This is a genomic window from Blattabacterium cuenoti, assembly GCF_014252015.1.
Classification (GTDB): domain Bacteria; phylum Bacteroidota; class Bacteroidia; order Flavobacteriales; family Blattabacteriaceae; genus Blattabacterium; species Blattabacterium cuenoti_U.
The window spans coordinates 421,360-434,224 of sequence record NZ_CP059206.1 but is presented as its reverse complement, the minus strand read 5'-3'; the positions used below and the strand labels follow the sequence as shown (position 1 = coordinate 434,224).

Below are 12,865 nucleotides of genomic sequence, written 5' to 3'. Positions count from 1 at the left end.
ATTTTTTACATATACATATATATACAATAAAAATATAAAATGTCATTATGTCATGAATAAAATTATCTTTTATATGTGAAGGATTTTTTTTGCTAAAAGAATCATATTTTTTTTTCCAGTAGATTTTTCTTTAACATTAGAAAGTTTTACCACTGATATCCATTTTTTTTTGGGAAAGGCTTTTACCATTTTTATAACTATGTTCATAGAAGGAAAACCTACATCATTAGTGAAATTAGTTCCGATTCCGAAACAAGCATTTATTTTATTTTTACAAAAAGAAGAAATATAAGCGACTTTATATGGATCAAGATTATCAGAAAATATAATTTTTTTTCTTATAGGATTTATTTTAAATTTTTTATAATGTTTTATAGCCTCTTTAGCAAAAAAAATAGGATCTCCACTATCATGTCTTATACCTTTAAAAATATTTGAAAGTTTTTTATTAAAATTTTTTAAAAAGATGGGTGTAGTATATGTATCAGATAAAGCTATTTCTAAATTACCTCGATAAATATTAAGCCAGTTTTCCATAGCTATACGATCTGCTATGTTAAATCCATATTTTGCAGCATGAAACATTATCCATTCATGTCCTTGAGTTCCTATTGGTTTTATAGAAAATATATGAGAAAGATGAACATTACTGCTTCCTATAAAAAAAGGCTCTCCTTCTTCTTTTAATGTTTTTAATACCAGTTTGTGTACTTTATAAGAAAATCTTCTTCTTGTTCCATATTCTCCAATCTTAACATGTAATTTTTTATATTCTTTTAATTTTTCTTTTGTTATACTTGTTATTTTTTTTTCTGATATTTTTTTCGCTCCTGTTAATTTATAATATAATTCGGATATAATAGCCATGAGAGGTACTTCCCATAATATAGTACTACTCCATAATCCTTCTATCTGCATTTGTATATTTTCTCCTTTTTGAAAAATGTTTACTTCTTTTGGATTATATTGGTATTTTTTTAGAAAATCTAAATAAGAAGAATCTAAATAAGGACAATTTTTTTCTAAATAAATTCTTTCTGCACTTGATAGTTTTAAATAAGCCATTTTATTTAAGTTTTCTTTCAAAATGTGAGCAAAGTTTTTAGGAAAAGTGTGTTTACCTCTATTTATAAATTCATATTTAGCTTTTGCTAATGGAAATAATTTAATAATGGCATTTTGCATTGTAAATTTATAAAAATCATTATCCAATAATGATGATATAATAGAAAAATTATTCATTAAAGGTGTTCTTTATGAGAATTAAAAAAATTTTGTAATTTAATACAAAAAATTGGAAAATTTTTCCAAGTTTTTTTTAACTTGTTTACAATAATAAAAGAATTCATTATTTATTTAAACTGCTTTTAGTTTAAGTAATATGTTTTTCTTTTTTAGAAGAAATATTTCTCTAAATTTGCTTTTAAAACAATTTATTTTTAATATGGACAATACGAAACTATACGTAGGTAATTTATCTTATGATATGACAGAACAAGAATTAAGAAAATATTTTGAGTCTATAGGAGAGGTTACTCATGTCAAGATAATTTTTGACGAAACTACATCAAGTAAAAGAAGTAAAGGATTTGGATTCATAGAGATGTCTAATGAAGAAAATGCTAAACAAGCTATAGAAAAATTAAATGGAACAGAGTTCATGGGAAGAAACATTATTGTATCTGCAGCTAGACCAAGAGCAAGAAAAGATTATTAATTATAAATAATTCCGAATTTATGTGCGCTTACATCTGTTTTTTTTTTTGCAAAAATGATGAAATATATATAAACATGAAAAAAAATAATATTTATCATATATAAAATGTAGTAAACGAATTTATGAAAAAATTATATGGAACAGGTGTAGCGTTGGTTACTCCTTTTAAAAGAAATGGATATATTGATTTTAATGGACTTGAAAAACTTGTAAAATATGTTACGGATAATAATGTTGATTATCTAGTTGCATTGGGGACAACAGCGGAAACAGCAACCTTAAAAGAGGAAGAGAAACATGATGTCGTAAAATGCATTCAGAGTGCTAACTATAAACAACTTCCTTTAATATTAGGAATAGGAGGAAATAATACGAAAGATATTGTAAAAAAAATAAATAGCATAAAAAACTTATCGGATTTTTATGCTATTCTTTCAGTATCCCCTTATTATAATAGACCTTCTCAAGAAGGAATATATCAACATTTTAAATCAATTGTAAATTGTACAGAAGCAGATATAATCCTTTATAATGTTCCCAAAAGAACAGGATCTAATATTATGCCGGATACTGTTTTACGTTTAGCTTTTGATTTCAAAAATATAATAGGAATAAAAGAGGCTTCTGGAAATGTTTTACAATCTTATAAAATATTGCAACATAAACCAGAATATTTTAACCTGATATCAGGGGATGATTTTATTACTTTACCCGTTGTATTAGGAGGAGGAGAAGGTGTAATTTCTGTAATAGCTCAAGGTTTTCCTAATCAGATTTCTGATATGATATCCTTAGCAAGAAAAAATAATATAAAAAAAGCTTTTTCTATTTTTTATAATATTATTGAAATAATAGATCTTATTTATGAGGAAGGAAATCCTACAGGAATCAAAACATTTTTAAGTATAATAGGAATATGTGATCCATATGTAAGGTTACCTTTATTAATTGGAACTCCATCTTTAAGAGAAAAGATGTTACATTCACTAAATAAAATTAAATAATCATAATAAAAATATGCTCAGTGAAAAAATACAAACAGAGTTAGTAAAACAGTTAAATAGAGAATCAGAATCTTCTCAATTATATTTATCTATGGCATCTTGGGTTGAAAAAAAAGGTTATGAGGGTATATGTGAGTTTTTATATGATCATTCTAATGAAGAAAGAATACATATGTTAAAGTTAATTAGGTACATTAATAAAAGAGGTGGGAATGTTATTTTAAACAAAATATCAATTCATAATATAACATATATTTCTCTTAAAGAACTATTTAAAAACCTATTTGAACATGAAAAAGAAATCTCTAAGGAGATAAATTTTTTAGTAGAAATCTCTTTGCAAGAGAAAGATTATTTTACATATAATTTTTTGCAGTGGTATATTAAAGAACAAATAGAAGAAGAAGCTTTAAGTAAAATGATTTTAGACAAAATAGATTTAATAGGAGAAGATAAAGGAGGATTGTATTTATTTGATAAAGATATCAAAACTTTTCATAAAAAAAATAAAAATTGTAATTGTGGTTAGGTTACTTTTTATAATAACCGTATTATTTACTAGTTTTCTTTTTGAAGGATGTTTTATATTACCAGAAAAACAATCCGTTTTCTCAGAAGAAGAGGCTTTATTTTATAAGGGAAAACGTCATTCCCTTTCATCTCTAAACTTTGATTTAGATCAAACAAAAACTGACATTGCAATTAATAATTTAAATCAGTTTATTGAAAAATATCCTGATAGTTCAAAAATTAAAGAAGCTTATAGATTGCTTAATAATTTATTGGAAAAAATAGAAAAAAAGAATTATTACATAGCCAATTCATATTTTTTGATGCGTAGATTTCAAGCTTCTTTGATTTACTTTCAAGATCTTATTACTGACTTTCCAGAAAGCCGTTTTAAAGAGAAAATTATGTATAAAATTTGTGTATCTCAATATCAACTTTCTAGAAAAAAAGATTTTGTAAAATCATATAATGAATACATGAAAAATTTTTCGTATTCTTCTAATGCAAAAAAATTAAAAGTTTTATATAAAAAATTATAACTTTTTATGAATTTTTTTAAAAATATAAACGCTCCAATAAACACGGAAACTATAGATCGAGTTCAGTTAGAAAAAAAATCAGGTAAAAATATATATGAAACTATATGCATATTAGAAAAAATATGTAAAAAAATTAACGATAAAATTAAAGAAGATTTAGATGTGAAATTAGAAGAATTTAATATTATAAACAAAAATAATTTGGAAGAAATTTTTGAAAATAAAGAACAAATCGAATTATCAAAATTTTATGAAAAATTGCCAAAATCTACATCTATTTCTATTCAATATTTATTAAACGAAAAAATAAAAATATAATTATTTAATTTTCTTATTAAAATCTTTTATAAATTTTTCTAATCCTATATCAGTTAATGGATGATTTAATAAAGAATAAATAACATTTATAGGAGAAGTGACAGCATACACACCAATTTTAGAACATTCTATGATATGTAAAGAATGTCGTATAGAAGCAGCTAATATTTTCGTCTTAATATCATAATTTTCATATACATTTTTTATTTCTCGTATTAAATTTAATCCATTATAAGATACATCATCTAATCTTCCAATAAATGGAGAAACGTAACTAGCTCCAGCTTTAGCCGCTAAAAGAGCTTGTCCTGTAGAAAAAATAAGGGTGCAATTAGTTTTAATTTTTTTGTTATAAAAATATTTAATAGCTTTGATTCCGTCTTTTATCATAGGGATTTTTACTACAATTTTGGGATGAAGAAAAGCAAGTTCTTCCCCCTCTTGAATCATGTCAGTATAATTAGTACTGATAACTTCAGCACTCACATTTTCATTATTTTTTAACCGTTTGCATATGGATATATAATGTTGATGAATTTCTTTTTTATTAGAAACTGATTCTTTTGATATTAAAGATGGATTTGTTGTTACACCATCCAACACACCTAATGATCTAGCCTCATCAATTTCTTTTAAATTAGCTGTGTCTATAAAAAATTTCATAATTGTTTTTATTATATAAACAAATTTATAATATTTGTACAATAAATAAAAAGAACTTTTGTTTGTTTTTTTCTTTTATAATTAGTATAGAAAAATCTGTAAATTTAAATCTTTTATTTATATTACACTTATGCATTTCGATGTTATTATTTTAGGAAGTGGACCTGGAGGTTATGTGGCTTCCATACGTGCAGCACAACTTGGTATGAAAACAGCTGTAATAGAAAAAGAGTCTATTGGAGGGATATGCTTAAATTGGGGCTGTATTCCTACAAAATCACTTTTAAATAGTGCAAAAATCTTACAGTCTATAAAAAAAAATGGGGAATTATTCGGAATAAAAAATGAAGACATTGAAATAAATTATCCTAAAATTCTTTCTAAAAGTAGAAAAATTGTAGATCAAATAAAAAAAGGAGTTTCATTTTTAATGAAAAAAAATGGAATCCATGTTTTTTATGGAAATGCACAATTAAAAAAAAGAAAAAAAATAGAAATTTTTAAGAATGAAAAAAGCGTAGGAGAATATTCAGCTTCACATATTATTATTGCCACTGGAGCAATTCCTAAAATTGATCCAAAATTTGGACATGATAAAAAAAAAATTATAACATATAAGGAAGCTTTATCATTGTCTTCATTACCGAAAAAAATGGTAATTATAGGCTCTGGTTCTATAGGATTAGAATTTGCTTATTTTTATCATTCTATGGGAATAGAAGTAATCATTATAGAGATATGTTCTAAGTTATTTCCTAGTGGAGATGATGATATATCCGATTATTTAAAATATACTTTTGATAAAATAGGAATTAAAAATTATATATCTTCTAGCATAAATAAAATTACTCGTAATAATGAAAGTAATGAATTTATTGTTGATATTAAAACGCCATTGGAAAATGTTGTATTGAAAGCAGATACTATATTATATGCTATGGGTATTGTTCCCAATACCAAATATATTGGATTAGATGAGATTGGGATTCAAACTGAAAAAGGATTTATAGTTGTAGATGAAAATTATCGTACGAATATAGATGGATATTATGCTATCGGAGACGTAATTAATACACCTTCTTTAGCTCATGTTGCGTCATATGAGGCAATAAATTGCGTTGAAAACATAAAAGGTTTAAATTGCCAAAAAATAGACTACAATAATGTTCCAAAATGTGTTTATTCTCTTCCTGAAATAGCTTCAGTAGGTTATACAGAAAAAGAATCCAAAGAAAAAGGGTTTCAAATAAAAGTTTCCAAATTTCCTTTTAGTGCTCTAGGTCGTGCTATATCTGATGAAAATACTGATGGTTTTGTAAAAGTAATTTTTGATGATAAATATGATGAATGGTTAGGATGTCATATGATAGGAAATCATGTTACAGATTTAATTTCAGAAGTAGTAGTTGCTAGAAAATTAGAAGCAACTAGTTATGAGATTTTAGGGAGTATCCATCCACATCCTTCATTAAGCGAATCTATTATAGAATCTATAGCTAATGCTTATAGTAAAGCAATTCATTTGTAACTTTATATAAGTTAAGAAACATACATCTTCTATATTTCCACACATATATTGTTTTGTGTAATCAGTATGATAAAAACTTCTTTTTTTATATTCTTTTTGCATGAAATTCATAATTTTTATTGTTTAATGATACATATTATATTGTTTGGACCACCGGGTTGTGGAAAAGGAACTCAAGCTAAAATCATATCAAATAAATTTGGCTTCATACACCTATCTACTGGAGTGATATTTAGAGATCATATGAAAAGAAAAACTAATTTAGGAAAATTAGCAAGTTGTTATATTAATAAAGGAATATTAGTTCCTGATTTCATTACTACAAATATGTTAAATACAGAAATTCAAAAACATTTTAAAGCTAGAGGAATTATTTATGATGGATATCCAAGAACTATAAATCAAATTTATTCTTTAGAGGAAGTATTAACAAAATTTTGCTTAGGAAAAATAAACATAATTTTCTATTTTTTTATTCAAAAAAATTTGATAATAAATAGATTGCTAAAAAGAGGAAGAACTAGTCACCGTGATGATGATACGGATATAATTACGGTTCAAAGGAGGATAAAAGAATACGATGAAGAAACTTCTATGATATGGAATAATCATAAATATAAAGATAATATAATAAGATTAAACGCCTCTTTATCTGTAGATAAAATTTCTATTTTTATAGAAAAGAATATTATAAATCTATTATATTAAAATAACATATCATATTAAGTTTATGGAAAACTGTTTTGTTGACTTTATAAAAATTTTTTGTAAAAGTGGAGATGGAGGAACTGGATATATTCATTTTTATAGAGATAGACATATAATTAGAGGAAGACCTGATGGAGGAACAGGAGGAAAGGGTGGAGATATTATTGTTATGGGTAATTCCCATATTCATACTTTTTTACATTTAAGATATCATAAACATTGGATAGCTCAGGCCGGTTTTTCAGGAAAAAAAAATAATCTAACTGGAGCAAATGGAAAAGATTTATTAATAGAGGTCCCCATAGGAACTGTAGTAAAAGATGAAAAAAAAAATATAATAATGGAAATAACCAAAAATCTTGAGAAAAAAATTTTATTTAAAGGAGGGAAAGGAGGGAAAGGAAATGCTTTTTTTAAAAATTCGGTTTATCAATCTCCTAATTATGCACAACCAGGAATTAAAACAAAAGGGATCTGGATTTTTCTAGAATTAAAAATTCTAGCAGATATAGGATTTATAGGTTTTCCTAATACCGGAAAATCTACTTTACTTTCTGTAATTACAAAAGCCAGACCTAAAATAGGAAATTTTGCTTTCACAACTAAAACTCCACATATAGGAGTAGTAAAAATAGAAGATTACAATTCTTTTTTAGTAGCTGATATTCCTGGAATCATAGAAAAAGCATCTGAAGGAAAAGGTTTAGGACATTTTTTTTTAAGACATGTAGAACGAAATTCTGTTTTATTATTTTTAATTTCTTCAGATACGAAAAATAAAAAAAAAGAATATTTCATTCTCTTAAATGAATTGAAAAAATTTAATCCAAATCTTTTAAATAAAAAACGTTTATTAGCGGTTTCTAAATCGGATTTAATAAATAGTGAAAATAAAAAGAAAATAAAAGAACTTTTTTTTAAATTAAAAGAAAATATTATTTTTATTTCTTCTTTTACAAAAGAAGGATTATCAGAATTAATAAAAAAATTGTGGAAACTAATTAAAGAATAATTAAGAATAAAAAAGTTTTTGTTTCACAATATTTTGATCTATATTTAATATGGGTTGAATATTTTCTATATCAAATATGTAATCTAGAAATATTTTTTCACAAAACATTCGTAACCCTCTTGCTCCTAGACCTAATTCAAAGGTTTTATCTACTATAACATCTAACGCTTCATCTGTGATATTTAAAGATATATTATCCATATCAAATAGTTTTTTATATTGTTTTATTAAAGCATTTTTTGGTTCTACTAAAATTTTTTTTAGCATATTTTTATTTAATGGATTTAAATAAGTAATGATAGGAAATCTTCCTATGATTTCAGGAATCAATCCAAATTTTTTTAAATCTTTAGCAAGAAGATTTTTCATATAATCTTTTTCATAATTTTTTTTATTTTTAGTAATAAAACCTATAGACATTTGTTCTATTCTATCGGAAATGATTTTTTCTATACCATCAAAAGTCCCTCCAGCTATAAATAATATATTTTCAGTATTGATTTGTATCATTTTTTGATCTGGATGTTTTCTTCCTCCTTGTGGAGGAACATTAATAACGGATCCTTCTAATATTTTAAGTAATGCTTGTTGTACACCTTCACCAGATACATCTCTGGTAATAGAAGGATTATTGCTTTTTCTAGAAATTTTATCTATTTCATCCAGAAATACAATTCCTTTTTCAGCAGATTCTATATCATAATTTACAGATTGTAACAATTTTGTTAAAATAGATTCTACATCTTCACCCACATATCCTGCTTCAGTTAGAGTAGTTGCATCAGCTATAGTGAAGGGAACTTTTAAAAAGTTGGATATACTTTTTGCTAATAAAGTTTTTCCTGTTCCAGTCTCTCCAATTAATAATACATTGGATTTTTCTATTTCTATATTTTCATTTTTATGTTTATGTTGCTCTTGAATACGTTTGTAATGATTATAAACAGCTACGGATATAATTTTTTTTGCTTCATTTTGTCCTACAACATATTTATCTAAAAAAAATTTTATTTCTTTAGGTTTTTGAATTTTTATAAATTTATTATTGTTTTTTTTGATCAAAAATTTTTTTTGAACTATAGAATAAATTTTTTCTATACAATAATTACAAATGTGTCCGTTGATTCCCGATATGAGAAAAGTAATTTCATTTTTGTTTTTTCCACAGAAATTACATTTTAACAAATCTTCCATAAAATCCCGTTCTTTTTATTTTTTCTATTATATTTAATATAATATAAAAGGAGCAAGCTTGACTACATCACATCGCTACTACCTAATTTCCTTTGCTGTGTTCCCACCCTGGAGGATTTATAGGGAGCTGATTGTGTAGGACTTGCTCCAAGTTTGGTAAATATATAAAAAAAAATTATAAATTTTTATTTTTTATCATTAATTTTTTTTTAAAAAGATTAGAACCTGTTTAATTTTTTCGTTTTATTTTTATTTTAATGGAAACAAAATATATTTTTGTTACAGGAGGAGTTACCTCTTCTTTGGGAAAAGGAATTGTATCTGCTTCATTAGGGATGTTGTTAAAAGCAAGAGGATATAAGATTTCAATATTAAAATTGGATCCTTATTTTAATATAGATCCAGGAACTTTAAATCCTTATGAACATGGAGAATGTTTTGTTACTAAAGATGGAGCTGAGACTGATTTAGATTTAGGACATTATGAACGATTTTTAAATCAACCTACAACCAAAAAAAATAACGTAACATCAGGTTTAATATATAAAACTGTGATAGATAATGAAAGAAAAGGAAACTATTTAGGAAAAACAGTCCAAGTTATTCCTCATATTACTAATGAGATTAAAAGACGAATAAAAGTACTTGGAGAATCCAATAATTATGATATTATCATTACTGAAATAGGAGGAACTGTAGGAGATATAGAAAGTTTACCTTATGTTGAATCAGTCCGTCAGCTAAAATGGGAATTAGGAAAGTTTAATGGATTGGTTATTCATTTGACATTACTTCCACATATTACAGTTACTGGAGAAATTAAAACAAAACCAACACAGCATTCCGTTAGAAATCTAATGGAAAATGGAATACAAGCAGATATTATAGTCTGCAGGACAGAAAAACATATATCCGATAGTATTAGAAAAAAATTAGCCTTGTTTTGTAATGTGAAACAAAAACATGTTATTGAATCAATAGATACTAAAATTATATATGAAATACCTTATTTATTATATTTGCAAAATTTTGATGAAGTGGTCTTAAATCATTTGAATTTATCTACTCTTATTACTCCAGATTTAAAAAAATGGAAAATTTTTATTAAAAAATATAAAAATCCAAAACATGAAACGAAAATAGCGTTAGTTGGAAAATATGTTTCTTTACATGATTCTTACAAATCAATTACAGAGGCTTTAATTCATGCAGGAACAGAAAATGAAACTTATGTTAATATAAAATGGATTTATTCAGAAATGATAAAAGAAAAAAATATAAAAGAATATTTTAAAGGAATTTCAGGAATTTTAGTTGCTCCAGGATTTGGAAATAGAGGGATAGAAGGAAAAATATTAGCAGCAAAATATGCAAGAGAAAATAAAATTCCATATTTTGGAATATGTCTGGGAATGCAAATTGCTGTCATAGAATTTGCTAGAAATGTATTAGGATTAAAAAAGGCAGAAAGCTGTGAAACGAATCCTAATACATCTCATCCAGTAATAAGTTTAATGGAGAAACAAAAAAAATTAACTCACACAGGAGGAACAATGCGTTTAGGAAATTGGAAATGTACTCTTGTAGAAGGATCTAAAATATTTTCTATTTATGGAGGAAAAAAAGAAATTTTTGAAAGACACCGTCATCGATATGAATTTAACAATAATTATTTAGAATATTTTTCCGAAGCTGGTATGAAAATAGTTGGAACCAATCCAGATACAGGTTTAGTAGAAGCATTAGAGTTAGAAGATCATATTTTTTTCCTAGGTGTTCAATATCATCCAGAGTATCAGAGTACAGTAACTAATCCTCATCCTTTATTTACTACTTTTGTACAAGTATCTACAGATTCTCATAATTCTTATGAAGGATAAAAGTTTAGATTACAGCTATATAATAGGATTAATTCTTATATTATTTGTTTTAACAATTTTTACTTATTTTAATAATAATAATGAAAATTCCAAAAAATTAAATTTTAACCATCAAAAATTTATCCTAAAAAAGAATACTTTTTTTACAGAAAAAAGAAAAAAAAATGATTTTTTTTTATTAGAAAATAATGTTTTAAGACTTAAGATATCTAGTTTAGGAGGGGAAATTCATGAAGTTCTTTTAAAGAAATACAAAGCCTATGATTCTTTATCATCATATCATGCTAAAAGTCTTTATTTAATAAAAGATTCTAGTTTTCGATATAAATTATCTTTTTTTAACCAGAAAGGATTAAATATTGATACAAATACTTTACATTTTAAACCTTTTTTATTAGATAAAAATAAAAAATTAGGAATTAATACTCTTATTATGAGAGCTAAAAATCCTTATGGAAAAGGATTTTTAGACTATATATATACAATAGGAGAAAAAAATCAGTATGATGTTGGTTTTTCTATTCAAACTAAAAATTTTTTTCCTTTTCTGAAAGGAACTTATCTAAATTTAGAACATCAAATTTTGTCTTTGGAAAAGGATAGAGATTGGGAAAATTCTTATACTCAAGTGTATTATTCTATTCCTAATGACAATAGAAATAAATCCTTTTATGTAAAATATTTATCTGAGAAAAAAACAGAAGATAAAAATATTTTTGAAACAAATTGGATAGCTCATAAACAACAATTTTTTTCTTTTATATTTATTCCAGAAAAAATATTAAAAAATGTTATCATTAGATCTGAAAATTTTTCTACAGGATCTTCTTTGAAAAGAATTCAATTACAAACATTTATAAATACGGTTCAAAATGAGGAATTTCATTTTTCTTTTCGTTTTTATTTTGGTCCTTTAGACTTAAATTTATTAAAAAAATATAAAAATGGATTTGAAAATATTATTCCATTTGGATGGGGTTTTCTTAAATGGATCAACAAATATTTTTTCTTAATAATTTTTCAATTTTTGGAGAAAACAAATTTAAATTATGGAGTTATTATTATTTTAATGACTGTAGTTGTAAAACTTATATTATCACCAATTACTTACAAACAATATAAATTAAGCGCCATGATGAAATTGATTCGTCCGGAAATAGATAAGTTAAATCAAAAATATAGAGAAAATGTTTTCAAAAAACAAAGAGCTATAATGGAGTTATATCATAATGCGGGGATTAATCCAATGTCTGGATGTATCTCTACATTATTTCAGATTCCTATTTTTTATTCTTTATTTAAATTTTTTCCTACTATAATCAATTTGAGAGGAAAATCTTTTTTATGGGTAGAAGATCTTACCTCATATGATTCAATTTTGAAATTACCTTTTTTTATTCCTTTTTATGGAAATCATGTTAGTTTACTTACTTTATTGTATTCTTTAGCATTGTTAATTTATACAAAATTGAGCAGTAACGGAAGAAAAGATTTTTCTCAAAATGATAGTAGTTCTTCTATTCCCGATATGAACTTTTTATTATATTTAATGCCTATTGTGATGCTTTTATTTATAAATAGTTATGCATCTGCTTTATCGCTATATTATTTTATATCTAATATAATTAATATTGGATTTTTCTTTTTTATCAAAGAATTGATGTTGGATGAAAAAAAAATTTTTATAAAAATTCAAGAAAAAAAAGTTATAAAACGTAATTATTGGAAAAGTATGATAAAAAAAATCACAAATAAAAAGAATAACAATATTATATAATAAGAAATTTTATTT

Annotated in this window: 13 protein-coding genes and 1 other RNA gene; 10 read left to right on the top strand and 4 right to left on the bottom strand. The window is 24.7% G+C overall.

Annotated features, from left to right (window positions below):
- Nucleotides 1–69: 69 nt before the first annotated feature.
- The gene (pncB, locus tag H0H50_RS02120) at nt 70–1,242 is read right to left on the bottom strand and encodes a nicotinate phosphoribosyltransferase (protein WP_185866987.1); all 1,173 of its coding nucleotides are present in this window, start codon (nt 1,240–1,242) and stop codon (nt 70–72) included.
- A gap of 202 nt (nt 1,243–1,444) precedes the next feature.
- Here pncB and H0H50_RS02115 point away from each other — a divergent pair, with 202 nt between their 5' ends.
- The 5 genes from H0H50_RS02115 to H0H50_RS02095 all read left to right on the top strand — a co-directional run bounded on the left by H0H50_RS02115 (nt 1,445) and on the right by H0H50_RS02095 (nt 4,088).
- Nucleotides 1,445–1,717 (top strand): RNA recognition motif domain-containing protein, encoded by a 273-nt coding sequence (locus tag H0H50_RS02115; RefSeq protein WP_185866986.1) that lies wholly within the window; start codon nt 1,445–1,447, stop codon nt 1,715–1,717.
- Nucleotides 1,718–1,839: 122 nt separating this feature from the next.
- Entirely contained in the window at nt 1,840–2,721 is an 882-nt protein-coding gene (gene dapA, locus H0H50_RS02110) for a 4-hydroxy-tetrahydrodipicolinate synthase (protein ID WP_185866985.1), read from the top strand.
- A 13-nt stretch (nt 2,722–2,734) separates the two neighbouring features.
- Nucleotides 2,735–3,250 carry a ferritin gene (locus H0H50_RS02105; protein WP_185866984.1) on the top strand — a complete coding sequence of 172 codons (516 nt, stop codon included), beginning with the start codon at nt 2,735–2,737 and terminating at the stop codon, nt 3,248–3,250.
- Complete coding sequence (locus tag H0H50_RS02100; protein WP_185866983.1) at nt 3,243–3,770, top strand: outer membrane protein assembly factor BamD; 528 nt, start codon at nt 3,243–3,245, stop codon at nt 3,768–3,770. The genes H0H50_RS02105 and H0H50_RS02100 overlap by 8 nt, the downstream gene beginning before the upstream one ends.
- Before the next feature lie 6 nt (nt 3,771–3,776).
- Nucleotides 3,777–4,088, top strand: coding sequence for a hypothetical protein (locus tag H0H50_RS02095; protein WP_185866982.1), 312 nt, complete (start codon nt 3,777–3,779; stop codon nt 4,086–4,088).
- Here H0H50_RS02095 and fsa read toward each other — a convergent pair whose 3' ends face one another.
- The gene (fsa, locus tag H0H50_RS02090; protein WP_185866981.1) at nt 4,089–4,751 is read right to left on the bottom strand and encodes a fructose-6-phosphate aldolase; all 663 of its coding nucleotides are present in this window, start codon (nt 4,749–4,751) and stop codon (nt 4,089–4,091) included.
- Nucleotides 4,752–4,881: 130 nt separating this feature from the next.
- Here fsa and lpdA point away from each other — a divergent pair, with 130 nt between their 5' ends.
- From lpdA to obgE, 3 genes are all read left to right on the top strand, one after another.
- On the top strand, nt 4,882–6,279 hold the full coding sequence (lpdA, locus tag H0H50_RS02085) for a dihydrolipoyl dehydrogenase (RefSeq protein ID WP_185866980.1): 1,398 nt from the start codon (nt 4,882–4,884) through the stop codon (nt 6,277–6,279).
- 66 nt (nt 6,280–6,345) lie between these two features.
- Nucleotides 6,346–6,987: an adenylate kinase family protein gene (locus H0H50_RS02080; protein ID WP_317168414.1), complete on the top strand. Its 642-nt coding sequence runs from the start codon at nt 6,346–6,348 to the stop codon at nt 6,985–6,987.
- Between the two features lie 22 nt (nt 6,988–7,009).
- Entirely contained in the window at nt 7,010–7,999 is a 990-nt protein-coding gene (gene obgE, locus H0H50_RS02075) for a GTPase ObgE (protein WP_185866979.1), read from the top strand.
- Here obgE and clpX read toward each other — a convergent pair whose 3' ends face one another.
- Together clpX and ffs are read right to left on the bottom strand one after the other, a co-directional pair.
- Nucleotides 8,000–9,193, bottom strand: a complete 1,194-nt coding sequence (clpX, locus tag H0H50_RS02070; protein WP_185866978.1) for an ATP-dependent Clp protease ATP-binding subunit ClpX — start codon at nt 9,191–9,193, stop codon at nt 8,000–8,002.
- Nucleotides 9,194–9,240: 47 nt separating this feature from the next.
- Nucleotides 9,241–9,341: signal recognition particle sRNA small type (ffs, locus tag H0H50_RS03135), an RNA gene on the bottom strand.
- A gap of 109 nt (nt 9,342–9,450) precedes the next feature.
- Between ffs and H0H50_RS02065 the strand changes: the two genes are divergently transcribed.
- Together H0H50_RS02065 and H0H50_RS02060 are read left to right on the top strand one after the other, a co-directional pair.
- Complete coding sequence (locus tag H0H50_RS02065; protein ID WP_185866977.1) at nt 9,451–11,073, top strand: CTP synthase; 1,623 nt, start codon at nt 9,451–9,453, stop codon at nt 11,071–11,073.
- Nucleotides 11,063–12,850 carry a YidC/Oxa1 family insertase periplasmic-domain containing protein gene (locus H0H50_RS02060; protein WP_185866976.1) on the top strand — a complete coding sequence of 596 codons (1,788 nt, stop codon included), beginning with the start codon at nt 11,063–11,065 and terminating at the stop codon, nt 12,848–12,850. The genes H0H50_RS02065 and H0H50_RS02060 overlap by 11 nt, the downstream gene beginning before the upstream one ends.
- The last annotated feature ends 15 nt before the right edge of the window (nt 12,851–12,865 follow it).